The sequence below is a fragment of the Chitinophaga eiseniae genome, assembly GCF_900167135.1.
Lineage (GTDB): Bacteria > Bacteroidota > Bacteroidia > Chitinophagales > Chitinophagaceae > Chitinophaga > Chitinophaga eiseniae.
Genome location: NZ_FUWZ01000007.1, coordinates 55,385 through 78,094 on the forward strand (window position 1 = coordinate 55,385; position 22,710 = coordinate 78,094).

The 22,710-nt window shown below is 51.1% G+C and carries 23 protein-coding genes; 12 read left to right on the forward strand and 11 right to left on the reverse strand.

Annotated features, from left to right (window positions below; genetic code table 11):
• Window positions 1-36: 36 nt before the first annotated feature.
• Genes B5D63_RS31545 through B5D63_RS31555 form a run of 3 tightly spaced genes read right to left on the reverse strand, consistent with a single transcriptional unit; the run spans window position 37 to window position 2,302 of the window.
• The gene (locus tag B5D63_RS31545; protein WP_078673055.1) at window positions 37-771 is read right to left on the reverse strand and encodes a DUF2625 domain-containing protein; all 735 of its coding nucleotides are present in this window, start codon (window positions 769-771) and stop codon (window positions 37-39) included.
• Between the two features lie 28 nt (window positions 772-799).
• Window positions 800-2,050 (reverse strand): MFS transporter, encoded by a 1,251-nt coding sequence (locus B5D63_RS31550; RefSeq protein ID WP_078672885.1) that lies wholly within the window; start codon window positions 2,048-2,050, stop codon window positions 800-802.
• Between the two features lie 57 nt (window positions 2,051-2,107).
• Window positions 2,108-2,302 carry a PepSY domain-containing protein gene (locus B5D63_RS31555; protein ID WP_078672886.1) on the reverse strand — a complete coding sequence of 65 codons (195 nt, stop codon included), beginning with the start codon at window positions 2,300-2,302 and terminating at the stop codon, window positions 2,108-2,110.
• A 226-nt stretch (window positions 2,303-2,528) separates the two neighbouring features.
• On the opposite strand from B5D63_RS31555, the gene B5D63_RS31565 reads away from it, so the two are divergent.
• From B5D63_RS31565 to B5D63_RS31590, 6 genes are all read left to right on the forward strand, one after another.
• Complete coding sequence (locus B5D63_RS31565; RefSeq protein WP_143313241.1) at window positions 2,529-3,989, forward strand: hypothetical protein; 1,461 nt, start codon at window positions 2,529-2,531, stop codon at window positions 3,987-3,989.
• 75 nt (window positions 3,990-4,064) lie between these two features.
• Window positions 4,065-4,415, forward strand: a complete 351-nt coding sequence (locus B5D63_RS31570; RefSeq protein ID WP_078672889.1) for a VOC family protein — start codon at window positions 4,065-4,067, stop codon at window positions 4,413-4,415.
• Between the two features lie 120 nt (window positions 4,416-4,535).
• Complete coding sequence (locus tag B5D63_RS31575) at window positions 4,536-5,606, forward strand: sensor histidine kinase (RefSeq protein ID WP_078672890.1); 1,071 nt, start codon at window positions 4,536-4,538, stop codon at window positions 5,604-5,606.
• A 32-nt stretch (window positions 5,607-5,638) separates the two neighbouring features.
• Window positions 5,639-6,337: a LytR/AlgR family response regulator transcription factor gene (locus tag B5D63_RS31580; RefSeq protein WP_078672891.1), complete on the forward strand. Its 699-nt coding sequence runs from the start codon at window positions 5,639-5,641 to the stop codon at window positions 6,335-6,337.
• Between the two features lie 86 nt (window positions 6,338-6,423).
• Window positions 6,424-7,134 carry a peptidase associated/transthyretin-like domain-containing protein gene (locus tag B5D63_RS31585; protein WP_078672892.1) on the forward strand — a complete coding sequence of 237 codons (711 nt, stop codon included), beginning with the start codon at window positions 6,424-6,426 and terminating at the stop codon, window positions 7,132-7,134.
• Window positions 7,135-7,177: 43 nt separating this feature from the next.
• Entirely contained in the window at window positions 7,178-7,729 is a 552-nt protein-coding gene (locus B5D63_RS31590; protein ID WP_078672893.1) for a hypothetical protein, read from the forward strand.
• A 43-nt stretch (window positions 7,730-7,772) separates the two neighbouring features.
• Here the strand turns inward: B5D63_RS31590 and B5D63_RS31595 are convergent, their stop codons facing one another.
• Genes B5D63_RS31595 through B5D63_RS31605 form a run of 3 tightly spaced genes read right to left on the reverse strand, consistent with a single transcriptional unit; the run spans window position 7,773 to window position 11,351 of the window.
• On the reverse strand, window positions 7,773-8,948 hold the full coding sequence (locus B5D63_RS31595; protein ID WP_078672894.1) for an ABC transporter permease: 1,176 nt from the start codon (window positions 8,946-8,948) through the stop codon (window positions 7,773-7,775).
• A gap of 6 nt (window positions 8,949-8,954) precedes the next feature.
• A complete protein-coding gene (locus tag B5D63_RS31600; protein ID WP_078672895.1) occupies window positions 8,955-9,911 on the reverse strand; it encodes an HlyD family secretion protein in 957 nt (318 codons plus the stop codon).
• Between the two features lie 33 nt (window positions 9,912-9,944).
• The gene (locus tag B5D63_RS31605; RefSeq protein WP_078672896.1) at window positions 9,945-11,351 is read right to left on the reverse strand and encodes a TolC family protein; all 1,407 of its coding nucleotides are present in this window, start codon (window positions 11,349-11,351) and stop codon (window positions 9,945-9,947) included.
• 301 nt (window positions 11,352-11,652) lie between these two features.
• On the opposite strand from B5D63_RS31605, the gene B5D63_RS31610 reads away from it, so the two are divergent.
• The 3 genes from B5D63_RS31610 (at window position 11,653) to B5D63_RS31620 (ending at window position 14,217) form a co-directional block, all read left to right on the forward strand.
• Complete coding sequence (locus B5D63_RS31610) at window positions 11,653-12,546, forward strand: NmrA family NAD(P)-binding protein (RefSeq protein WP_078672897.1); 894 nt, start codon at window positions 11,653-11,655, stop codon at window positions 12,544-12,546.
• Between the two features lie 10 nt (window positions 12,547-12,556).
• Window positions 12,557-13,495, forward strand: coding sequence for a helix-turn-helix domain-containing protein (locus B5D63_RS31615; protein WP_078672898.1), 939 nt, complete (start codon window positions 12,557-12,559; stop codon window positions 13,493-13,495).
• A gap of 215 nt (window positions 13,496-13,710) precedes the next feature.
• Window positions 13,711-14,217 carry a hypothetical protein gene (locus tag B5D63_RS31620; RefSeq protein WP_078672899.1) on the forward strand — a complete coding sequence of 169 codons (507 nt, stop codon included), beginning with the start codon at window positions 13,711-13,713 and terminating at the stop codon, window positions 14,215-14,217.
• 74 nt (window positions 14,218-14,291) lie between these two features.
• Here B5D63_RS31620 and B5D63_RS31625 read toward each other — a convergent pair whose 3' ends face one another.
• Window positions 14,292-15,170, reverse strand: coding sequence for an alpha/beta fold hydrolase (locus B5D63_RS31625; protein ID WP_200817142.1), 879 nt, complete (start codon window positions 15,168-15,170; stop codon window positions 14,292-14,294).
• A 170-nt stretch (window positions 15,171-15,340) separates the two neighbouring features.
• Between B5D63_RS31625 and B5D63_RS31630 the strand changes: the two genes are divergently transcribed.
• Complete coding sequence (locus tag B5D63_RS31630; RefSeq protein ID WP_078672900.1) at window positions 15,341-16,510, forward strand: acyltransferase family protein; 1,170 nt, start codon at window positions 15,341-15,343, stop codon at window positions 16,508-16,510.
• Window positions 16,511-16,559: 49 nt separating this feature from the next.
• Entirely contained in the window at window positions 16,560-17,525 is a 966-nt protein-coding gene (locus B5D63_RS31635; RefSeq protein WP_078672901.1) for a DUF5996 family protein, read from the forward strand.
• Between the two features lie 54 nt (window positions 17,526-17,579).
• Here the strand turns inward: B5D63_RS31635 and B5D63_RS31640 are convergent, their stop codons facing one another.
• Both B5D63_RS31640 and B5D63_RS31645 read right to left on the reverse strand, forming a co-directional pair.
• Window positions 17,580-18,272 (reverse strand): hypothetical protein, encoded by a 693-nt coding sequence (locus B5D63_RS31640; RefSeq protein WP_078672902.1) that lies wholly within the window; start codon window positions 18,270-18,272, stop codon window positions 17,580-17,582.
• A 209-nt stretch (window positions 18,273-18,481) separates the two neighbouring features.
• Window positions 18,482-20,125 (reverse strand): acyl-CoA dehydrogenase family protein, encoded by a 1,644-nt coding sequence (locus tag B5D63_RS31645; protein WP_078672903.1) that lies wholly within the window; start codon window positions 20,123-20,125, stop codon window positions 18,482-18,484.
• Between the two features lie 42 nt (window positions 20,126-20,167).
• Between B5D63_RS31645 and B5D63_RS31650 the strand changes: the two genes are divergently transcribed.
• Window positions 20,168-20,581 carry a nuclear transport factor 2 family protein gene (locus B5D63_RS31650; protein WP_078672904.1) on the forward strand — a complete coding sequence of 138 codons (414 nt, stop codon included), beginning with the start codon at window positions 20,168-20,170 and terminating at the stop codon, window positions 20,579-20,581.
• A 41-nt stretch (window positions 20,582-20,622) separates the two neighbouring features.
• Here B5D63_RS31650 and B5D63_RS31655 read toward each other — a convergent pair whose 3' ends face one another.
• Both B5D63_RS31655 and B5D63_RS31660 read right to left on the reverse strand, forming a co-directional pair.
• Complete coding sequence (locus tag B5D63_RS31655; RefSeq protein WP_078672905.1) at window positions 20,623-21,744, reverse strand: TlpA disulfide reductase family protein; 1,122 nt, start codon at window positions 21,742-21,744, stop codon at window positions 20,623-20,625.
• A 38-nt stretch (window positions 21,745-21,782) separates the two neighbouring features.
• Window positions 21,783-22,691: a hypothetical protein gene (locus B5D63_RS31660; RefSeq protein ID WP_143313243.1), complete on the reverse strand. Its 909-nt coding sequence runs from the start codon at window positions 22,689-22,691 to the stop codon at window positions 21,783-21,785.
• Window positions 22,692-22,710 lie beyond the last annotated feature (19 nt).

The following is a 22,710-nucleotide window of genomic DNA, read 5'->3' on the forward strand; positions in this document are numbered from 1 at the left end:
AAGCCTGTTTGTTTTGGGTAATATGTGTCTGTATCGTTATCCTCCGTTCAGCTGCCACAGCATATCAGCAGTAAAATTGTAATGCTCTTCCACCGGTACTTTAGCTCTGTGGACGCTATTGATATCTTTACCTTCTGCTGTCCAGAGCATGGGATAGAAACTAAATACCTCGTTACCATCCAGCATACTTACTTCCTGTTCCCAGTTGTTCCACCGGAGGTCACGATAAAAATCCCCGAGATCGCCTTCGAAGCAAAACAGCAGGAATTCCGTATAGGAGATGTCAAGCGCTTCCCATGCCATTGCTGCCGGATCGAAGTAGTATACTTTGCCCATGTCTTCGCCGAGACCGCCACTATTGATAGCGAAGAACCCGCCTGCTGCATCGTCCGCTACCAGCAGGAACCCGGCGTTGCCTTTATCAAAAATTGTTTTGTTGATGTTCCAGGTGTGCAACGTTCTGTTCAGGGTGGGGTGTCCTGATCCTAAGATCCTTATCCAGCCATGATCTACGAGGATGCCGCCGCTGTTGAATATAATAGCGCCCATAGGGGAGCGGGTGGTGACCTGTGTGGCATACAACGTTTCTCCCGCCATACTTTCCGTTACGGGCAAAACGTCTACCTTGTTGGTGGCGTTGCTGATCCAGGAGCTAACCAGGTCCCAGCCGGGTTCCTGTGTGTTGATCAGGTCTCCCCGGGATTTTTTGGGCGATGGAACAGCAGTTAACAAACGATTGACGCCGAGTAGTTTTAAATAAGAATCGTGCATAGTGGATGCAAAATAAATCAATCAGATATTATAACCGGGGAGTATTTTCTTTCATGTTGATCAATACCACCACACCGGATAAAAAGGTGATGATACCGGCAATATGTACAGCCCATATCAATCCGAAGAAACTGGCCACAATACCGGCCATCAGCGCGCCCACGGCGTAGCCAATGTCCCGCCAGAAACGGTAAACACCCAGTGAGGAAGCCCGCCAGGAGGGATGTGCCGCATCGCTGACGGCTGCCAGCAAAGCGGGATATACCATGGCGGTGCCAATGCCCAGCAATACGGAGCCTGCCAGCCCGGATGTCAGCGGAGGGAACAAGGAAAACCCGATCACCACATGTCCCAACGCCTGAACAAACATGCCCCAGACGATCAGCGGCTTGCGGCCGATCCTGTCTGCGAGCGGACCGGTAATCACCTGTCCGAGGCCCCACACAAACGGATATACGGCTTTGATCCAGCCCACGCCTTCCAGTCCTACGCCCGCTGCGATGAACAATAAGGGAAAAACGCCCCATGACATGCCATCGTTCAGATTATTGATCAGCCCGGCTTGTGAGACCGCAAAGAGGTTGCGGTTTTTGAGTGATGTCTCCCGGAACACCCATAATAAATCAGGCCGGTGGAATTTTTCGCCGGCCAGCTGTTGTTGCGTTACCTGTGCGGATTCCAGCCGGGCGTGCTGCCGCGTGTCCCGGATCACAAGCACAGATAATATCAGTCCGGCGACGGTGTAGAAGATACCGATATAGAAAGGAGCAGGTCTCAATCCGTAGCGGGACGCCAGGTAGCCTGTCAGCAAAGCGGTCAGCCCTACGGCGCCGTAGCCGGCCGCCTCATTGAGTCCCATGGCAAAGCCCCGTTTTTTGGGGCCTACCAGGTCTATTTTCATGTTCACCGTCATAGACCAGGCCAATCCCTGGCTGACGCCCAATAACACGTTGGCGAGGATGATCCAGTTCCACGAAGGCCCCCAGGCAAGCAGAAAAGGCACCGGTAGTCCCACCAGCCAGCCGGTCACCAGTATCCGCTTGCGGGTATACTTATCGGCCAGTACGCCGGAAACGAGGTTGGTAAAAGCTTTGACGACGCCAAAGGCGATGATGAAGGAAAACACCACAATGTCCGAGCCGATCTTAAACTCCTCCGTGCCTACCAGCGGCACTACGGTCCGCTCCAGGCCCACCATACCGCCTACCAGCATGTTGACCAGCACCAGCAGGGTAAACTGTTGCCAGTTTTCCTTTAATCCTAATTTGATGTCTGTCATATCGCCTGCGTGCCGTTGGAAAGTACAATGGCAGCCCGGCAAAGATATTAAATGCGCTCATCTATTCAATAAATTTATTGAATAGATGAGCGCATGAGCATCGGCCACCACCTGTTTTTCCAGTATTTTGTCCAGCTCCTCGTGAAAGATGAGCGGTAAACCGGTCACACACAGCATCAGCAGGAACAGCGTACAGATAAGGCTGCTCCATTTATGCCAGTTGAACCATCGTTTGGCGGTTTTAATATCCATGAGGTAAACGTTATCCGGTTTGTTGACACCGGAAATGATGTACGGCAAATATGTAGCTGAAATCATCGGAGATGGTAACGGGATTGGGAAAATAATTTATCCAATCGGGAAATTTAAGTATCTTGGAAATAGAACTGTCGCCCGAAAAAACCCGGCAGGAAAGGATTGCAAACGATCTTCGGGAATCAACCAGAAAAACCAGGATATCGTATTAAATTAAAACGCTTTGATAAGACTGTTACTACCGATGTTGAAAAACAAGGCATGGCGCAGCGGCTTGCTGTGTTTGATATTTTTTCTTTTATCGAGGGTTGCGCCCGCGCAGGATGCCAACTACTGGTCCAAAAACTTCGGCGCCGGTGGTTTCTTGTCCCCGGGTGCGGTAGTGGCCAATAACAAGGATAGCGGTGTACTGTTTTATAATCCCGCTTTGCAGCCGCTCTCCGGAAAAAATGCCATTTCTGTATCAGGGATGATTTACCAGGTAGAATCGATCAATATTAAAAACGGCGCAGGGACGGGGAAAAACCTGCATTCGCTGATATCGGCCAGCGTTCCCCAGATGCTGACAGGCACGGTGAAATTAGGCCGTAAGAAGCCGGTATATATTGCATATGCGCTTACCCATAACGCGGTCATCAATTATAATGTAACCCAGCAGCAGGACGCCAGGATGAATGTGCTGAACGACAGCTACAGCCCTGGCCCTGAATATTATCTGGGACAGTACGATCTGCAGAATATTACGAGAGAAGCCTCCGCACTTATCAGCACAGGGTTCAGGCTGGACCGGCACTGGGCCATCGGCTTTATGGCGGAAGGGCAGTCCCGTTCCCAGCATTACAGTGAGAACTTCCTCTCCCGTGCGCTGGTCAATAACAACCAGCCGACGCTGCCCATTACCAGCAACGAAGGAAAGTACCAGGTAGATTATACGCATTTCGGCCTTAAGCTGCGGGCGGGGCTGAGTTATGAGGCCGGCAAACATCACCTGGGCCTCCTGGTGTCTTCTCCGCTGATACACGCCTGGGGGAGAGGCCGGCTACTCAGTGACAACGCGGTGTCCAACGTTCACTTCATTTTTGACCAGCCCATGAACCTGCTGGCCAGTACCCGGCAGACCAAACTGGACACCCGGTACAAAACGCCGTTCAGCATAGCGGCGGGATATGCATATGACTATAGTAAAGGACAGGTGTATGTGGCGGCCGAGTACTTCCTGAAAGTAAAAGAATATACGATACTGGCGCCTACCAGTGATCTCTTTGTGCGGCCGGATACCGGCAACAGCATCATCCGCGCTTCAGAGCTGCTTAAAATGAGCGAGTCCCGTAAAGCGATCTTCAATGCGGCGGTGGGAGTGAGCTATCAGATAAATCCACGGTTAACGGGCTACTGTTCGCTGAGAACGGATTTCAACTACGCGGAGCGGACGGACGCAGACGGTACAGCGCCCAATACCGCTACATGGGATAATTACTACTGTCAGCTGGGCGTGAACATAAAGCGAAGCAAGTACAACCTGCGCACCGGCCTGTTCCTCGGGTACGGACGTTCGGGCAGCTATGAACAGTTCATTAATTTCGACAACCCGCAGGAAAACAACCTGCTGACAGGCGAGCGCGGCACCGTGCCCGCTTCACGGATGACCGCTGCCGTGATGGTGGCGTTTATTCATAACCTGTAAGGGCATTTTGTCGTTTTTTTCCAAACAAGCTACCTCTTTCATTGTATATCTTTGTATGTAAAAAGTATTTCACCCATGTCGCATCAGAAATTAATAAACGGACAGGTACAGTACCTGGAGTTCCTTTCGAAAAATCTTGAACGGACCAAAGAATTTTACAGTAAAAGCTTTGGCTGGAAATTCACCGACTACGGTCCGGACTATACGGCTTTTGAAGGCGACTATGTAGACGGCGGCTTTACCACCGGTAAACCGGAGAAAGGAACGGTGCTGGTCATCCTTTACGCTGACGATCTGGAAGCGACGCAGCAAAAAGTTGAGGCGGCAGGAGGTAAGATCGTAAAAGATATCTTCAGCTTCCCCGGTGGCCGTCGCTTCCATTTCTCGGACCCCAACGGGTACGAACTGGCGGTCTGGTCGCTGTAAATAGGATGTAAATAGTTTAAAAAGGTTGTAAGTCAGCTACTTACAACCTTTTTTGTTGATGGGAGCGGTTTTTATATCTTCATCCACAGATCGGTACATATCCCCGTTTCATCGATACTTATGAAAAACAACCCGGCTGCTTCCCTTAATTTGCATATGTTATCCTGGAAAGCCCCTCAGATCTGCATCCACATTGTCTGTTGTCTGCTGTTTATGATATTCCCGTTGTTGTTCATGTCTAACGGGAAGGGGTATACCGAACTGATAGCGCCTGCCACCCATTATAGTTATTGGCTGTTCTGCAGCTGTTACATCTGTCTGTTCTACTTTAATCGTTATTATCTGATGCCCGGATTTTTTATTCCGGGCAGATATATTAGTTATGCCGCCATGGCGCTGCTGCTTTGTGCCGGCATCTTTTTACTGCAGCCGTTCGATCGGCTGCTGCGGCAGAAGTGGGCCGCCCTGCCGGGAGGAGTGGAGTGGGTGTATGTGCCGCCGGTGATCGATATTACCAGTCTCTTTATCTTCTTTATGATCATGGCGCTGGGCGCAGCGATTACCACCACAAGGCGCTGGCAGCTGACTGAACAGCGGGCGCTGACCGCGGAGCGGGAGAAGATCCGGGCGGAATTGTCTTTCCTCAAAGCGCAGGTACATCCGCATTTCCTGTACAATACCCTTAATAATATTTATACCCTTGCGCTGACAAAAAATAATTACACTGCGGACAGTATTCTGCGCTTATCGAATATTATGCGTTACATTACGGACGATGTGATCGCCGATTACGTGCCGCTGCCACAGGAAGAAGCCTGTATCCGCGACTACATCGCCCTGCAGCAGCTCCGCCTCCGGCCGGGGACGGTCGACTACCAGGTATCCGGCGAGATGGACCGTAAGCTGATCAGCCCGCTGATACTGATGACTTTCGTGGAAAATGTATTTAAGTATGGTATCAGCAAGCACCTGCCGGAAACAGTTACTATCCGCCTGAATGTGAAAGACCATCAGATAGATTTTTTTTGCTGTAACCGCATCTACCGTGAACCCACGCCCACCGGCAGTTGCGGCGTAGGCATCGCAAATACAAGACAACGGCTGGCATTGCTGTACCCACAGAAACATGTACTGGATATCACCACAAACAATAACCTATATATCGTCAGACTGACATTACTGACTGATTAACCCGTACGAAACCATTTACTTCATTTGCCCGTATGAAGATTAAAGCCATAGCTATAGATGATGAACCGCTGGCGCTGGAGCTGATCAGGACCTACACCGCGCAGTTCCCCGCCCTGCAGCTGCTGCAGACTTTCGATGATGCGCTGTCCGGCGCGGAATTCCTCCGTTGCCGCCATGTAGACCTGCTGTTCATCGATATCAATATGCCGGATATCACCGGTATCGATCTGGTACGTTCCCTCGAAGAAAAACCCATGGTCATTTTCACGACAGCGCATAAACGATTCGCGCATGAAGGATTTGAACTGGAAGCGCTGGACTATCTTTTGAAGCCTATCAGCATAGAACGGTTCTCCCGCACCATGCAGAAAACGATGGCGCAGTACCACTACCGGCACACGGCGGCGCCGCGGGAGCCGGAATCTTTTTTCGTATATGCGGAATACAAACAGGTGCGGATATGGATGGATGAAGTGGAGTATATCGAAAGTCTGGAAGACTACATCCGCATTCATCTGCTGAGCGGCCGGCCGGTGCTTACGCTGATGCCGTTGAAGAAAGTGCTGGAGAAGCTGCCACATGACCGCTTCCGGCGGATCCATCGCAGCTATATCGTAGCGGTGCGCAGCATCTGTGCCATCGCCTATCGCAGGGTACTGCTGCATTCCGGTACCAGCTTGCCGGTCAGCAGCACCTATGCAGAAGACATCCGGGAGTGGAGCGGTAAATAATACGTCGGCACATCCGTCGCTTTTACCGATACCTGCTTGATAAAAAAAATGTGTTGGCTGAACTTTAGCTAAACAATTTTTATCTTATGGAAAGGAAAAATTTTCTCAGATCACTGGCTGTTACAGCCATCTCTGCCCCTGTACTGCTGGAAGCCTGTAAAAAGGACAATGCAGAACCCGCAGCGGCTGCCTCCGGCGCACAGGCCGAAGCTGCCTGCCGGCTCACAGATCCCGATATGGACGGCCCTTATCCGCTGTACAACAGCCGCGGCTCTATTATCAACCGGGTAAATATCACAGACAACAAACCCGGTCTGCCGCTCAATATCGACATCAAAGTGCAGAGCGTAAGCAGGGGCTGTGCACCGGTGACCAACGCACGCGTGGATATCTGGCAGTGCGATAAAGACGGTTACTATTCCGGTTACGTGAACAACGGCTACCTGGGCGTGCAGAACAATATCGGACGCCTGTTTGGACGCGGACTGCAGTACACCAACGCCAGCGGCATGGTGCATTTCCTGTCTATTTATCCCGGATGGTACCCCGGCCGTTGTACCCATCTGCATGCGCAGATCTTCATCGGCACCAGCCTGTACCTCACTACACAGATTGCTTTCCCTGACGCTGTTAACGCCGCCGTATATAGCACACCGTTATATGCATTACACGGACAAAACCCCACTACCAACTACCTTGACACTATCATCAACGACTCACTGGCTACTGAACTGGCTACTGTAACACCTGCCGCCGGCGGGGGATACAACCTGTCTCACGTTATCAACATCAGATGATCTCTTTTCAACCAATTTCTTACCAGTCGATTAATTTCTTTTTATGAAGATGCAGCCAGCGCAGATCATCCTGTCTTACAGACAGCTTATAGATGCCACTTCCACGGGGGACCTGGAGAAAAAGATATTCGAAGATTCCTATGTGGAATTCCTGATGCAGTCGCAGGCATACAATACTGACAAACAATTCCGGACCTTTACGGAACTGAAAGCCCATAACCCGAAATCCAATTCGCTGCATTATAAAGTAGGCTTCGCAGTAGGGCTACATCTGCAGGAAATGGGCAACAGGATACCGGGGGTGAAGGATTGTCTCGGTAACAAAGAGCTGCCTTTTGAACTGTATCATCTGGAGCTGATCGAGTCTGACATTGAAGACCGGCAGCAGCACCGGGTGGCGCTGAATTACATCACGCCGCCGTTCACGCTGCTGGAGATCATCGGCGACCGGCTGCTGTTGGTATCACCCGAACAGACCGGCCAACCGGACACTTTTGATACTTTCATGGTGGCCATGCAGCCACAGCTGGCCATTACCAGTTACAAACCACTGGGGCAGCCGCAGGAGGTGCATCATGTGGCACAGGTAATCTAAAACAACAAAACAGGCGGGTAGGGTAAGTTGTAGGCCGTATGGCTTACAACTTACCCTCTTTGGCTGTCCTGAACAGGTACCATAGCTTTATCTTTAAAGCCAGCCAGCCCAGGAAGGCATATACCAGCAATAAAATGCCCAGATGCCGGATATAAGGATAGGTGAGTTCCACCGATCCCTTCTGGATCAGCAGGATTTTGAAGGCCTGCAGGAAGGGCGTCAGCGGGATGATATTAGCCATAAACTGCACAAACGCCGGCATGGCGCTGAGCGGCCAGGTAAAGCCGCTGATGATAAACGCAGGGGAGGCGATCACCATCAGTACCTGCGTGGCTTTTAAGGCGTCTGGTATGAGAATGCTGACAAACACGCCCATGAATGAAGCCGATCCCACAAAGAAGGCGGTCAGCCATATAAAGCTGAGAATGCCCTCCGGCAACGGCACATTGAAGAACATGTGCATGAAATAATAAATGGAAACGATGAGAATGGAGAATGTCCAGATAGGGATTACCTTGATCAGCATGATCGGGAACGCCCGGCGGCGCATGCCTGCATACTCCGTTACAAAAGACCCGCGCTGGAACTCCGCAGCAAAGCTGATGGCCATCGCCAGCAGTATCACCTGCTGCAATACCACCGCCAGCATGGCCGGCCACATAAATATGAGATAGTTGCTGGTGGTATTGAAGAGGGTGATATAGTTCGTTTTAAACGGTTCATACTGCGTGGCGGCCCTTACAGCGGGCATGCCCATTTTCTGCAGTCCCTTGATGGACACACCGGCGGAAAACGTGCCGATGGTAAGCTGCAGCGCCTTGGAGGCGAAGTTGGCCGTCAGCACGTTACTGGTGTTCACATACACATTTACTTCCGGATATTTTTTCTGCAGGATGTCTGCTTCAAAGCGCGCGGGGATCATCACCATGGCGGCAGCCTCTTTTCTGATCACTTCATCATTTGCATTGGGAGGTTCCTGCAGGTACTTCAGCGTTTTAATACTTTTGTTATCGCTCAGCATTTCTACCAGCTGCGCGGATAAGGGGGTATTGTCTTTGTCTATCACGATCACGGGTATATTTTCCACCTTTCCGGCTTTATATACAAAGCCGATCAGGGTAGCATACAGCACCGGCGCCAGGAAAAACACGGAGCGCAGGGTGGAATTACCGAGGAACAGCCTAAACTCCCGTTTCAACAATCGGAAAAATTCTTTCATGCCTGATTATTTCAGTATAACACTTGCGTTTACCAGTATGTCTTTGGTCTTGCCCGGATCTTTGGGCTGTACCTTGATCTCATAAATTACGTCCTGCGGCTGATAGTCGGGGAAAGCAGTGGTGATGTCCGCATAGCGGGTCAACTGTTTGATGTAGGCGATAGTGCCTTCCGTTTCTTCGTTATTGTACAGCACTTGCATCTTTACGTCCTGTCCTTTTTTGTACCCGGCAATTTTGCTTTCCGGAACGGTGAAGCGGAACCAGGTGCTGCCGGGGATGTAGCCGTTGAACAGCGCAAAGCCGGCGGTGGCCAGCTCTCCGGGGTTCAGGCTGATGGTTTCTATGTCCATGTCATTGGTGGCGATCACATAACGTTCGGAGTAGGCCACATTGGCTTCCTGCAACGCGCCTTTGGCCTGCGATGCCTGGCCGGCGGCCATGTTCACTTTCTCTACGCGGGTGCCTCTTTTTACGTCGTCCAGTTCGGCGATCACCGCGTCGTACTGGGCTTTGGCGCCCTGGTATTTGGCGTATACTTCGTCATAAGCCTGCGGCGACATAAGGCTGTCGTTGAACATATTGGTGGCCCTTTCATAGGATTTGCGGGCGAATTCATACTGTTCTTTCAGTCCTTTGTATTTGGCCTGCAGTTGTTTCAGCTGATCGGCCGTAGCGCCGTTGCGCGCCATCTGTTCCTGTGCGGTGGCGGCGTTGACCGCCCCCTGCGCCTGCGCTATTTTGGCGGAAACTTCCGGTACGTCCAGCAGGGCGAGGGTATCACCCTTTTTCACCGTCTGTCCTTCTTTAACGTAAATGTTCAGGATCCTGCCGGTCACTTTCGGCGCAAAAGACACCACATCTTTTTTGGCTTTGCCCTCGAAACGGTCGGCGTTGGACTTTTTAGAAGCACAGCCTGCGAATGTCAGTGAACAGATCAATAATATGGGTGTAGTTATTTTCATCTTACAGTAATTAGTTTGAGTAATGGTGTAGGCTTAATACAATTTGGTGATGTCCAGCTCCTGGGTAGACCGCATCAGCTCCACGGCGGCCCTGCGCTGGTTGAAGATAGCGTTCTGATAATCCAGTTCCGCGGCTTCGAGGTCGTTTTCCGCTGCTATCAGCTGGGTGGATTTGGACATCCCGTACCTGAATTCTTTTTCTGCCTGTACCAAAGCATTGTTCGCCATTTCTTTCTCTTTTTTCTTCAGGGCTATCTGCGAATTGGCGATGTTATAATTGGATTGATTGTTGGCCTGGTTTAACGTGAGCTTGCGCATGGCATCGTATTTCTGGTTTTGCAGCAGCTCCCGGTCGATGCGCGCTGTTTCGATGGCATGTTTTCCTTCCCTGCCGTCGAAGATCTCCCATTTAAAGCCGATACCGGCGTTCAGCATCGGGAAGATATTGAGGTTGGTAGGCCGCCAGTCCAGTTTCCGGCCGGGGTAGCCGATTGCCGGAATAGGAGGGATGATATTGTCGGATGACTTGATCCTGGTGCCATACAGCCCTATATAATAGGCGGAGGCCTTTAGCTGTACTTTGGGTATCCACCACGTTTGTTCCGCTTTTATTTTATAGCCGGCAGCGCTGATGCCATGGTCCAGCGCACGTATTTCGGCGCGTTGTTCGATGGTTTTCTGCGGCGCCGGCAGCGCCACCGGCGCCAGTACCGGTTCAATCAGCCGAAGCCTCTCCTTGCCGATGCCTGTCAGCACTTCGAGTTGAGTCAGCAGCAGTTCTTTTTTTCCTTCGTATTCGGCCATTTTGGAGTCGAGGGTAGCCTGCGCCAGCTCTATCTTCTTGTGGTCGTAAGGGGTGATCAGCCCGTAGCCCAGCGCTTTGTCGGCGGTTTTGCGGTTGGCATCCAGCCTGCGTTTGGCTTCGTCCAGCACTTTTTTGGACTGGTGCACCAGCGCCAGCTGATCGTACGCCCTGGAGATGGTGGCCGCCACTTCATCGGATGTTTTTTCCAGTAACACGTTTTCCGATTGCCGCTTTTCTTCGAGGGCTTTGTTGAGCTGCTTCACCTTACCGCCGGCATACAGCAGCATTTTAGCGTCCGCCTTGGCCAGCCCGGAGAAACCGGATACATTGATGTTGTTATTGTACTTGCCTTCGGGGATGGTGAGAAACGGTTGCAGGTTCAGCTCCGGGGAAATAACATGTGCAGTGGCATTCAGGTAACCGGCCATGCCACTGACTTCCAGGGTGGGGAGGTAAACATCCTTCAGCTTGTGCTGGTCCAGTACGGTCAGTTTGTTTTTGGTAAGCTGGGCTTTGAGGTCTGCATCCCGAACCATGGCGCTGTCCAGAAGCTCTTTGAAGCCGGGGGCCGTTTGTGCTTTGGCGTAGTGGTAAAACAGTAATGACAGCAGTAGGAATGACAGCTTACTTTTCATTGATAAACACGTTTTTAATCTACAGATGGTTGCAACATAGCTTATTACTTTGAATAACACATAAAATAAACCAATGTTTAATTTTTTCTTTTATATATATAAAATATGTGTTGTGTTGATAGGTTCCCCTCCGGGAGATGTCTGCGCGGGCACAGGACGACTGATATTGTTTTTTTATTAATTAGTTAAAAAAAGAATAATTCCGGGTAATAAATAATGCGTTTTGGCTACAACAAAAGTAGATTTGACTTCGTAGGGCCGGTACCGGTACAGGACCTTTGTTATCATAAAAACATACAACATGAACATCATCGTAACAGGCTCCCTTGGAAATATCAGCAGGCCATTGACACAACAACTGGTAGAGAAAGGCCACACCGTGACCGTTATCAGCAGCAATCCGGAAAAGCAGGCCGCCATTGAGGCCATCGGTGCTACTGCCGCTATCGGCTCTCTGAATGATACCGCCTTCCTGGAAAAGACGTTTACCGGCGCGGATGCCGTATACTGTATGACTCCTCCGAACTACGTATCCAACGAAGCGCCTGTTGACTACTACACCCGGATCGCGGGCAACTATGCACAGGCGCTGGCAAAGGCCGGCGTGAAACGGGTAGTGTACCTGAGCAGCTTCGGCGCGCATCTGGACCGCGGCACAGGTGTTATCCTGGGCTCCCATCATTCCGAAAAAATACTGAATGCGGTACCCGGACTATCCGTTACGCATATACGTCCTACCAGCTTCTATTACAACCTGTATAATTTTGCCGATATGATCCGGCATACGGGTTTTATGGCCGCCAGCTACGGGGAAAACGACAAGGTGCTGTGGGTATCTCCTTCGGATATTGCAGATGCGGTGGCGGAGGAGATGGTCCGTACAGCCGGTGTACCGGCAATACGCTACGTCACCAGCGACGAACGCACCTGCAACGAAGTGGCAGCCGTGCTGGGCAAAGCGATTGGTAAGCCGGACCTGACGTGGCGGCTGATTCCCGGCGATGTGATGCGGGAACAGCTGGAAACGCACGGTGTGCCCGCTGCTATGGCCGCCGCACTGGTTGAGCTGTATGACAGCCTGCACTCCGGCGCTTTGGCGGAGGACTTCTACCGCAACCCGCCAGCTACAACGGGGAAAGTTAAAATAGAGGACTTCGCCCGGGAGTTTGCAGCCGTTTTCGCAAAAAGTAATTAATTTAAATGTTATGGCAGGCACACAGTTACACCAGCTTCCCACGATCAGTGCATTACATCAGCTCCGGGACTTACCCAGCCCGGAGCACCCGCTGATCAGTGTGATCAACTTTGAGGATATGAAAAGGGGGGACGCCGGCGAGCCCAAAAAGCTGGTACAGGCGTTTTACGCCATCGCCCTCAAACAGAACTTCGCCGGAAAAGTGAAATACGGGCAGCAGCAATATGACTTCGATGAAGGCACTTTGTTTTTCATGGCGCCCAACCAGGTGTTCTCCATCGAAACCGATGAAGAATACAGGCATACGGGATGGTTGTTGCTGTTTCACCCCGATTTCCTCTGGAATACCCCGCTGGCAAAAAAGATACGGCAGTATGAATATTTCAGCTACGCGGTAAACGAAGCGCTGCACCTGTCCGAAAAAGAGGAAGCCATCATCTCCGCCATCATGCAGAACATCGCGCAGGAGTACCATGGCAACATGGACCAGTTCAGCCATGACGTGATGATCGCCCAGCTGGAGCTGCTGCTCACTTATGCTGAGCGCTACTACCACCGGCAATTCCTGACGCGCAAGATCACCAACCACCAGGTGCTGGACAGGATGGAAGATCTCCTGGCAGACTATTGCAACAGTGGGGAGCTGCTGCATAAAGGACTGCCGACGGTGCAGTACATCGCCGACCAGCTCAATATGTCGCCCAACTACCTCAGCGGGCTGCTGAAGGTGCAGACCGGGAAAAGCACGCAGCAGCATATCCATGATAAGCTGATGGAAAAGGCAAAAGAAAAGCTGTCCACCACCCGGTTGTCGGTAAGTGAAATTGCCTATGAGCTGGGGTTTGAGCACCCGCAGTCATTCAGCAAGCTGTTTAAAACAAAAACAAACCTTTCGCCACAGGCCTTCCGGCAGTCATTCTTTAAAACAACCTGCAAGCATCAACAGTAGTTTGTTCACTGTAGGTTTTTTTGAGGAAAAGAAGGAGCGGGACAATAGGGCTTTGATAGTGCGTAAAGGTATCCAATACAGGCATATTATGGGTCATTGACAGGAGGGGAAAATTCCCGGGGTGATTTCCCCGAACCGGAAATATATTCCGTTGGGACAAGGTTAGCGGAATCTGGCATTAAATTGGCATTGACAGCGGCATAAACCATATTTTTATGAAGAAGCTTGCTGTGATGGCCTTTCTGTTGGCCGCTGGCATGTACTATGCACCAACAACTCAAGCCCAGGTCCGTGTTAATGTCAATCTGAACGTAGGCAGTCAGCCGGTTTGGGGGCCTGTTGGCTACGACTACGCCGAATATTATTACCTCCCGGACGTTGATGCCTATTACTATATTCCCCGCCGCCAGTTTATTTATTTCGACCGTGATGAAGGTGATTGGGTATTTGCGCGGGCATTGCCGCGTCATTATCACTATGATCTGTACCGCGGGTACAAAGTGGTGATCAATGAGCCAAGACCGTATCTGAATGCCGGCTACTACAGGAACCGTTATGGCAGATATCGTGGCTGGTACGACCGTCAGGACCTGATCCGTGATTGCCACGATGACCGTTACCGCCGCTACCGGGACCATGATGATGACGATGATGACGATGACCGCCGCCGCTGGCATGGACGTGGCCGCGGACACCGGCATAGTCACGGGGATGACGACTGATAGGGAAGTGTCAAAAAAGCCTGCTTTTTTACAAAGCAGGCTTTTTTATGCTCATGGGGCTTTTCGTTTTGTTGTTACAGGTATCCCGGAGGGATGATATCCTGTTGCAGAAAATCTTCTATGACCGGAAGTATTTTCTTTGGCCGCATCATGACGCCCATATGGGTAGTGCCGGGAAGTATCGCCAGGCGTTTGTTGGGCAGGGGACCCATGTCGCCCATTTTACCGCCGCCTATTAGTCTGAACATTTCCACGGCATGCTCGGCAACAATAGCATCGGAATCGCCAAATATCAGCAGTGTTTGTGATTTGATACCGCTGATGTCGGAGGCGGGCCAATTCTGCGGTTCTATATCCAGCGCTTTCAGCTTTTCCACCAACACCGGGAAGTTTTTAGGATTGGGGGCGAGGCTGTCATACACCATTTTCATGGGAGTACCTTCCAGGTATTCCGCTTTGAACCCGGGCATCATCTGTATCAGTTCCGGCTGCATACCGGACTGTTTAAAAGAAGCAGAAGCGACAATCAGTTTTTTTACTTTCTTGGGGTGACGGATGGCGAGCTGCAAAGCGGTGCCGCCACCCATGCTGTAGCCGAATACATCTGCACTGTCTATTTTCAGATATTGTAATAATGCCGCTGCGTCATCGGCCATATGTTCGCAGGTGATCGGACGGTTGATATCGGCGGTACGGGCGTGCCCCTGTGATTCAAAAATGATCACTTTCCGGGTGCGTGACAGAGAGTCCATCAGTTCGCGGAAAGGCCCTTCAATGCTCATGTAAGCGCCGTGCAATAACAGGATGGGCGCGCCTTTTCCCTGGGTTTCATAATACATCTTAAGTCCGTTTACCGGTGCGTATCCTTTGGCTGCCGGTTGTTGTGCCTTACCGGGAATGAAGCAGCTGCATATCATCAGTACGGTCAGCAATGCTTTGGTTAAATGGTTCATTTTACTGCGTTTTATTTGGGTATAAACTGTTGTCTTAACAAGAACAAAATTATGGCGGGATATCGATATCGAAGAGGGGTCAGCACGACAATTTAAGGGGGTGAATGCACAATCATTACCGGTGGTCCCATTCATTTCCGGCACTTCCAGGAAAAGACATATCTTGTAGTATGGACAACAGAACAAGCTGGGTAGATAATCTACGTTCATTCATTACCGTATTGGTGGTGGCACATCATTCATCGCTTGCCTATACCACTTTCGCCTGGTTTGATAAAACGGCTTATATCCGTTCCACGCACCCTGTCGTGGATGCCGCTCGTAGCAGGGGACTGGATATTTTTGAAGATTTTAATGATGTATTTTTTATGTCGCTGATGTTTTTGATCAGTGGCATTTTTGTATTCCGCAGCCTGCAGCATAAAGGGGTGGGCAAATTTATACGGGACCGTTTCTACCGGTTGTTCATTCCTTTCCTGGCAGGGGTTACCGTGCTGATGTTGTTGGCGTACTATCCCGCCTGGTATATCGCGCATGGGCAGCACAATATTCCTGCTTATGTCGTGGATTTTTTCACCGTAGAGGCGTGGCCGGTAGGGCCACCGTGGTTTATCTGGGTATTATTTGTGTTTAATGTTGTGGTGGCGGTATTATTTCCCGTAATGCAGCACCGCATCGCACGCTGGAATCAATGGTTGACCGGCTTGCAACAGCAGCCGGTGAAGCTTGTGTTGTTCTGGTTTCTTTATTCGTGGGTATTGTATGTACCGCTGGTATTACTAACAGACGCGGGGAGATGGACCGGCATCGGGCCTTTTGATTTTCAGGTGAGCCGGGTGTTGTTGTATTTCGGTTATTTCTCACTCGGGATACTGATAGGAGCGGGGGGATTAGCGCGGAGTGTTTTCGCTGACGGTTCCCCATGGGTGCGCTACTGGTGGTGCTGGTTGATGGCCGCGGCGGGCGTATATGCAGCCCTGAAAGGCAGCGAAGCACCGCTGACAGCTATGATGGCCCGGCAGAAATTAAGCATATTGCAGGCCAATCTGATCTACCGGTCGGTCTGGATATTGTCCTGTACGCTGAGCGGCATCGCTTTCCTTACCACTTTCAAAAGCCTGATGAACCGCACCGGCGTGGGATGGCAGTCGCTTTCCGCCAATGCTTACGGCATCTACCTCGTACATTATATTTTTGTGTTGTGGAGCCAGTACTTGCTGCTGGACGTGCGCTTGACGGCATGGCCCAAATTCCTGCTTACTTTCGTGGTCAGCTGGCTTCTCAGCTGGGGTTTGACAGCCATCGTCAGGAAAAACAGGACCATCGGCAAATATTTATAGAACCCCGGAAGGGGTTCTGTTGTTATCCTGGTAAAACAGCAGGATACCCATGCAGCAGACTACATTATCATCCGGCCAGTGGCCGGTCATCCGCTATAGCGATTGGAAGGATACCCTCGCCACCGTGCACCTGTGGACGCAGATTGTAGGTAAGATACGCCTGCGCCAGATGCCCTGGCTCAACCATTCGTGGCATGTCACGTTATATGTCAATCCCTATGGGCTCAGCACGGGCAGTATGCCTTACCGCCACGGTATCTTCCAGATCGATTTTGATTTTATCCATCACCAGCTGATCATCACCACCAGCAGCGGGGAGAAAGAAGCGCTGGGGCTGCGGCCACGTACCGTAGCAGATTTTTACGCCTCCCTGTTTGACAAGCTCAAGGCATTGCAGATCGATGTGACGATTTATCCTGTTCCCAGCGAGATGGCGGACGCGATCCCATTCACCAAAGACCAGCTGCATCAGTCGTACGACCAGCACCAGATGGAGAATTTCTGGCAGGCGCTGGTACGCATACACAATGTATTCACCCGTTTCCGTGCCGGATTCACCGGTAAAAGCAGTCCCGTGCACTTTTTCTGGGGTGCTTTTGACCTGGCGGTGACCCGCTTCTCCGGCCGGGATGCGCCAGAGCACCAGGGACAGATGCCCAACATGCCTACTGTAGTGATGCAGGAAGCCTATTCCAAAGAAGTAAGTTCCTGCGGCTTCTGGCCGGGTAATGATCAGTTTCCCGAAGCTTATTTTTATGCTTACGCTTATCCTGCGGCGCCGGAATTTGCCACGCAACCGGTGCAGCCGGCGGCAGCTTTCTACAGCCAGGAGATGGGTGAGTTTCTGTTGCCTTATGCGGCAGCGCAGCAGTCGGATGACCCGGAAGGTACGCTGATGGCGTTTTTACAGTCTACTTATGAGGCGGCGGCGAATAGCGGGAAGTGGGACCGGAAGGCGCTGGAGTGTGATCATTCTGACCTGGAGGCGGCGTATGGGTGTTATAAGACGCGGTAGTTTCTAAAGAATACCAGATGATGTATTAGTACTGATACATCACCTGGTATAAAGTTAATGGGCTGTGGCCTCAAAGGTAGCATTAACCTCGGGCAGTCCGCCTGGTTGCGGGGAGGCGACGATGTTAACACCACCTTTAGTAGTTATAAACCACGAGGTAGTAGAGCCGGCTATTGGAGTTATACCTTGTATCTGGCCGTTGAAGGAAAGATTTGTCCAGGTAGAACTATAACCAGTAATATTGCCCAAACCGGAGTATGAATATACCGGATCTGATCTCTTGGTGACGACAACGCTGGGTATCCATTCATCTATGCTGGAGCCGGCAGTCCATTGGCAGTTAAAATCGACAGTGAACGTACAGCCTAGGGTTGTGGTGTTGCCTAAATTGACTTGTAGGTTGGGAGAGACGCTATATTTTTTGGGCTGGCCGTCTTCAAAACTTCTGGCTTGGTGGGCGTTTTTGTCTTTAGGTTCTTTTACTTCCGTAACAACCGCTTTAACTGAAAAAACTTCTCCAGTCCTTACAAAAGCAAACGCCTCATAGGCTTCCTTGTAAGTTTTAAATCCCTGCGTGCTCTTTGTGTTTGAGGAAGATGGTATCACCTTTAGGTGGATCAGTTTTTCAAGTTGTGATTTATAATACTGTTCCGAATGTTCCTGCTCATCTGTGTTTTTTTTACAGGAAATAAAAAGTAACGTAGTACTCGCGATCAACAACAGGATTTTCTTACTGTTTGTCATCATAGGAGATGTAATTGATTTGGGTTAAGAAAATTGAACATAGGTTCATCTCTAAGGTACGTGGGTCGTATGTTTCTTTTCTTTTTTTATAACGATTTTTTTTAGCGATCCAATGATATTTAATACTGTACTGAGTTGCATTAGTTGAAGCGTTATTTCGTATATTTGTTTAAGTTACCAAGGTGATTTAGTGGATGTTTTAGCGAAGCCAATTAATCGCCATTGTAATTACTGCTGACCACCTCCTCCCATCCCTTCATCTCCTCCAGCGCTCCCCATGTCAAACTCTTGTCCGCACGCAGCCGCGCCTGACAAAACATCTCCGCCGTGTCCGCGGAAGCTGTCTGTATCAGTTCTATCGCCTGTATCGCCAGCGCCATTTTCTCTACGATGATCCTTGCGGAGCGTTCATAATCTGATGGGCATGCGAGCAACTGCTGCAAACTATCTAAATGCTTTTTCAGCAACGGGTGCAATCCCGCGCCTTGTTGAAAATACTGCATCAGCGCTGCTACACTCGCTGGTTCTTTCTGCATGGCGCGCAGCACGTCCAGTGCCTGGATATTACCGGAGCCTTCCCAGATGGCATTGACTGGCACATCGCGGTAAAGCCGCGGCAGGATGGACGTTTCCACATAGCCATTGCCGCCGAGGCATTCTACGATTTCTCCCATGGCGAGCACGGCACGTTTGGTGTTCCAGAATTTCCCTACGGCCGTAGCGATGCGGGTGAAATGCAAGGCTGCCTCGTCCGTCTTGGCGTCGTCGAACCCTTTGGCAAGCCGCATGGCGAAGGTGGTGGCGGCTGCCGATTCAAGGGCCAGATCGGTGAGCACGTTCTGCATCAGCGGGTGATGGAGCAGCGATTTCCCGAAAGTATGCCGGTGTTTACAATGATGGATCGCTTCGGCGAGGGCGCGTTGCAGCGTGGCGGCGGAACCGACGGCGCAGTCCAGCCGGGTGTGGCGTACCATCTCCATAATATTGGCGATGCCGCGACCTTCCTCCCCGATGATACGGCCCCAGGCGCCGTGGAACTCTACCTCTCCGGAGGCATTGGAGCGGTTGCCGAGCTTATCTTTCAGCCGTTGGAACCGCAGCTGGTTTTTGGCGCCGTCGGGCGTAAAGCGGGGCAGGAGGAAACAACTGAGCCCACCGGGCGCCTGTGCCAGTATGAGGAAGGCGTCGCTCATGGGGGCGCTGCAAAACCACTTGCGGCCGATAATGCGATAGGTGCCGTTGCCGGTTGGTTGCGCCATGGTAATATTGGCGCGTACGTCGCTGCCGCCTTGTGGCTCTGTCATGGCCATGCCGAAGGTGGCGCCATGTTTTTCGGTGCAGGGGAGGTGCCGTTCGTCGTAGATGGTGGAGAGCACGCGTGGCAGCCATTCCCGGGCGATGTCGGGGGCTATCTGCAGCGAGGGGACCACGGCGAAAGTCATGGTTAGCGGGCAACTACTGCCTTCGTCTATCTGTTGTTTCAGGTAGGAGAGTACGCTGTGAGCGAGGTAACCGCCTTTTTCGGCGGTGGTCCAGGCGATGGAATGCACCTGGTGCCGGATGGCTGCCGTCATCATCTGATGGTATGCCGGATGGTAGGTCACGGTATCGAGGCGGTTGCCGAAACGGTCATGGGTATGCAGTGCCGGCAGATGTGTATTAGCGAGGGTACCGGCTTCCTGGAATTCGTGACTGCCCATCAGCTGCCCCATTTCAGTGGCCAGTGGTGCGGCCCAGCCGCCGCCATAGGCTTGCAGGATGTTTTGCAGTACGGGGTGGGTGGTGAAGCTGTTGTAGTTCTCCAGCAAGGGAACCTGGTTGCTGACATGTTCAAAATCGAAACCGGGACCAGACATACACAACGGATTTGATGTACCTTAAATTTACGAAATTTACCTTTGGCAGAAATTAACCAGATGGCCTACACGAATATGGAACAACGGGAAAATATCATCAAAGCCTATGTGGAGGCTTATAACAACAAAGATGTAAAAGGAATGCTGCAGGATATGGCGGAGGAGATCGTTTTTGAAAACGTTTCGGGCGGGGCGGTTACCCTCAGTATTAAAGGAAAGGCTGAACTGCGGGCGCAGGCGGAACAGGTGTTGCCTGTATTTACGCAAAGAAAGCAGACCATCGGGGCGTTCAGCCATACAGGCGATCAGACGACGATAGCTATCGACTATCACGCGGTATTGGCTATCGACCTGCCCAATGGCCTTAAAAAGGGGGATACCCTGGCATTAGCAGGCCAGTCTGTATTTACGTTTTCTCCGGAGGGGAAAATTACGCAACTGACTGATATTAGCTAAAAACAGCCGCCTCCGGAAAAACGGAGACGGCTGCTGAAATATTACTGTAACAAAGCGGCCAGCTTTTTCTCCAGCGCGTCCGCACGGAGGTTTTTGGCGACGATCTTTCCATCGGGGCCAATCAGGAAGTTGGCCGGGATGCCCTGCACACCATACATTTTGGCGGCCTCATTTTTCCAGCCTTTCAGATCAGACACCTGCGTCCACTGCAACTGGTCGTCATGGATAGCCTGCATCCAGAAGGACTTACCGTTTTCATTATCCAGGGATACGCCCAGGATGGTGAAATTTTTATCCTTGAATTTGTTGAAGGCAGCCACCACGTTAGGGTTCTCCTGACGGCAGGGGCCGCACCAGCTGGCCCAGAAATCCACCAGTACATATTTACCGCGGAAATCTTTCAGGGATACGGGATTACCCAGCGTGTCGTTTTGGGTGAACTCCGGCGCTACTACGCCAATGGCGGTCCTGCGCTGACTTTCCAAAAGGTTAGCAAACTGTTGACCGGATTTGCTTTTGCGCACGGTAGACGACAACAGCTTAAACACCGGCTCTGCCACCTCCGGGTCCGGATCGTAGCCTGCCCACTCGGTCAGGGCGTCGAGGCTCACCGTGGTATTTGGATGCGCTTTGATAAAGGTGGTCACCACTTTCTGTTGTGCTGCTGCAATCGCTTTATTATCGGCCTGGTACTGTTGCTTAAACGCCTCCTGCTGGCGTTCTGCCGGCGGTGTGCCATAGTATTTCTTACTGAGTGCATCGGAACGTTTGGTCACGTCGCTGGAAGCGGTTTTGTATTGCTGATGCACGGTATTGGCAGCGCCGCCTTTTACGGTAGCGTTGGCGATGGAGTCAGCGCTCTCCACTTTGATATTGCCCTGCTCCAGGTAAAACACGAGGCGGTTGGCAGTAAAGGAGGAGGAGAGGGTATTACCGGTAAAGAGGAATGCTCTGGCAGGTATATCGGTCTTACCTGTGAACGTAAAACTGCCATTGTTGATGGCAACGGAATCAATGACGCGGCCTTTGCTGTTGCTGCTGTACAGGTACGCTTTTTCGAATGTGTTGTCTTTGCCGATGCTGCCGCTGATGGTGTACGGTCCTTCCTGTGCAAATGCCAGGACAGGTAGCAGACAGGCAGTGGTTAATGCGATTTTTCTCATGTAATCGTTGGTTTATCTGATGTTGATGTATGGAAGTGTTAGTTGCCCAGCTTCTGCCGGTATTTGTTACCCGATGCCTGGATATCCCAGTCATAGCTATTGAAGAAACGGATAATCACTTCGTACTTGCGTGCCCGTGCCGGACTGTTATCGAGATATTTGGCTTTGATATTGGCATAGGATTCTGTGGCAAGTAACCTGAACCATTCTCCAAAATCACTCTCGAAGTTGATGCTGCCAACGGATGTGATGAATCCGCCGTTAAGAGCTATTTGGTCAAACGCTTTATCCCTCGCATCTTCATCCTTGTCCTTCTCAAACTGTTTAAATACTTTATCCCGTGCTTCACCGCCGTCATAGGCCTTTCCTGCCAGTACAAATTCTGTAAGCGGAGCATCAAAGCGAGCGGCAACCATGCCGCCGAGATTGCTCCAGGTCATACGGACGAGAACAGAATCTTTATAGTAATGATTGGCGGGATCTGTAACCGGTAATGCACCATATATTTGATTGGGCCAGCATATTACCAGACGGCTCCGCCCCAGTACCTTGAAATCATCCATCCAGAAGCTACCGCCATAGCTCTTTACAAAGAAAAGCTCCAGTGGAAAGAAATTTTTGGCGAATTTTTCAGATACATTGGAAAGCAAGGTCTGTGCGTAAATGGTGGCACCGGCCCGTTGATCGTTATCGATCTTCGCCACCCCCCAACGGTTAATAGGATCGGTGGCCAGCACGCCATTGGTCACTTCTTTCCAGTGGTTGAAATCCATCCGCACCCAGACGCCGTAACGATTATAAAGGTCCTTTACTTCAGCGGGAGCATCGGCAGGCGGTGTGAACTGTTTTTCGATGCCCAGGTCCGGCGTAATCTCCGGTTTGTCTTCTTTCGAGCAGCCCATACAGCAAGCTGCCAGGGTAAGCAGGGAAACATATATTGGTTTCATGTTTTGTTTCATTTTCAGG

What these genes read in the sequence shown, in the direction of transcription:
- B5D63_RS31545 (WP_078673055.1), bottom strand. Translation starts at nt 771, where the DNA reads ATGCACGATTCTTATTTAAAACTACTCGGCGTCAATCGTTTGTTAACT.
- B5D63_RS31550 (WP_078672885.1), bottom strand. Translation starts at nt 2,050, where the DNA reads ATGACAGACATCAAATTAGGATTAAAGGAAAACTGGCAACAGTTTACC.
- B5D63_RS31555 (WP_078672886.1), bottom strand. Translation starts at nt 2,302, where the DNA reads ATGGATATTAAAACCGCCAAACGATGGTTCAACTGGCATAAATGGAGC.
- B5D63_RS31570 (WP_078672889.1), top strand. Translation starts at nt 4,065, where the DNA reads ATGTCGCATCAGAAATTAATAAACGGACAGGTACAGTACCTGGAGTTC.
- B5D63_RS31575 (WP_078672890.1), top strand. Translation starts at nt 4,536, where the DNA reads ATGAAAAACAACCCGGCTGCTTCCCTTAATTTGCATATGTTATCCTGG.
- B5D63_RS31580 (WP_078672891.1), top strand. Translation starts at nt 5,639, where the DNA reads ATGAAGATTAAAGCCATAGCTATAGATGATGAACCGCTGGCGCTGGAG.
- B5D63_RS31585 (WP_078672892.1), top strand. Translation starts at nt 6,424, where the DNA reads ATGGAAAGGAAAAATTTTCTCAGATCACTGGCTGTTACAGCCATCTCT.
- B5D63_RS31590 (WP_078672893.1), top strand. Translation starts at nt 7,178, where the DNA reads ATGAAGATGCAGCCAGCGCAGATCATCCTGTCTTACAGACAGCTTATA.
- B5D63_RS31595 (WP_078672894.1), bottom strand. Translation starts at nt 8,948, where the DNA reads ATGAAAGAATTTTTCCGATTGTTGAAACGGGAGTTTAGGCTGTTCCTC.
- B5D63_RS31600 (WP_078672895.1), bottom strand. Translation starts at nt 9,911, where the DNA reads ATGAAAATAACTACACCCATATTATTGATCTGTTCACTGACATTCGCA.
- B5D63_RS31605 (WP_078672896.1), bottom strand. Translation starts at nt 11,351, where the DNA reads ATGAAAAGTAAGCTGTCATTCCTACTGCTGTCATTACTGTTTTACCAC.
- B5D63_RS31610 (WP_078672897.1), top strand. Translation starts at nt 11,653, where the DNA reads ATGAACATCATCGTAACAGGCTCCCTTGGAAATATCAGCAGGCCATTG.
- B5D63_RS31615 (WP_078672898.1), top strand. Translation starts at nt 12,557, where the DNA reads ATGGCAGGCACACAGTTACACCAGCTTCCCACGATCAGTGCATTACAT.
- B5D63_RS31620 (WP_078672899.1), top strand. Translation starts at nt 13,711, where the DNA reads ATGAAGAAGCTTGCTGTGATGGCCTTTCTGTTGGCCGCTGGCATGTAC.
- B5D63_RS31625 (WP_200817142.1), bottom strand. Translation starts at nt 15,170, where the DNA reads ATGAACCATTTAACCAAAGCATTGCTGACCGTACTGATGATATGCAGC.
- B5D63_RS31630 (WP_078672900.1), top strand. Translation starts at nt 15,341, where the DNA reads ATGGACAACAGAACAAGCTGGGTAGATAATCTACGTTCATTCATTACC.
- B5D63_RS31635 (WP_078672901.1), top strand. Translation starts at nt 16,560, where the DNA reads ATGCAGCAGACTACATTATCATCCGGCCAGTGGCCGGTCATCCGCTAT.
- B5D63_RS31640 (WP_078672902.1), bottom strand. Translation starts at nt 18,272, where the DNA reads ATGATGACAAACAGTAAGAAAATCCTGTTGTTGATCGCGAGTACTACG.
- B5D63_RS31645 (WP_078672903.1), bottom strand. Translation starts at nt 20,125, where the DNA reads ATGTCTGGTCCCGGTTTCGATTTTGAACATGTCAGCAACCAGGTTCCC.
- B5D63_RS31655 (WP_078672905.1), bottom strand. Translation starts at nt 21,744, where the DNA reads ATGAGAAAAATCGCATTAACCACTGCCTGTCTGCTACCTGTCCTGGCA.
- B5D63_RS31660 (WP_143313243.1), bottom strand. Translation starts at nt 22,691, where the DNA reads ATGAAACCAATATATGTTTCCCTGCTTACCCTGGCAGCTTGCTGTATG.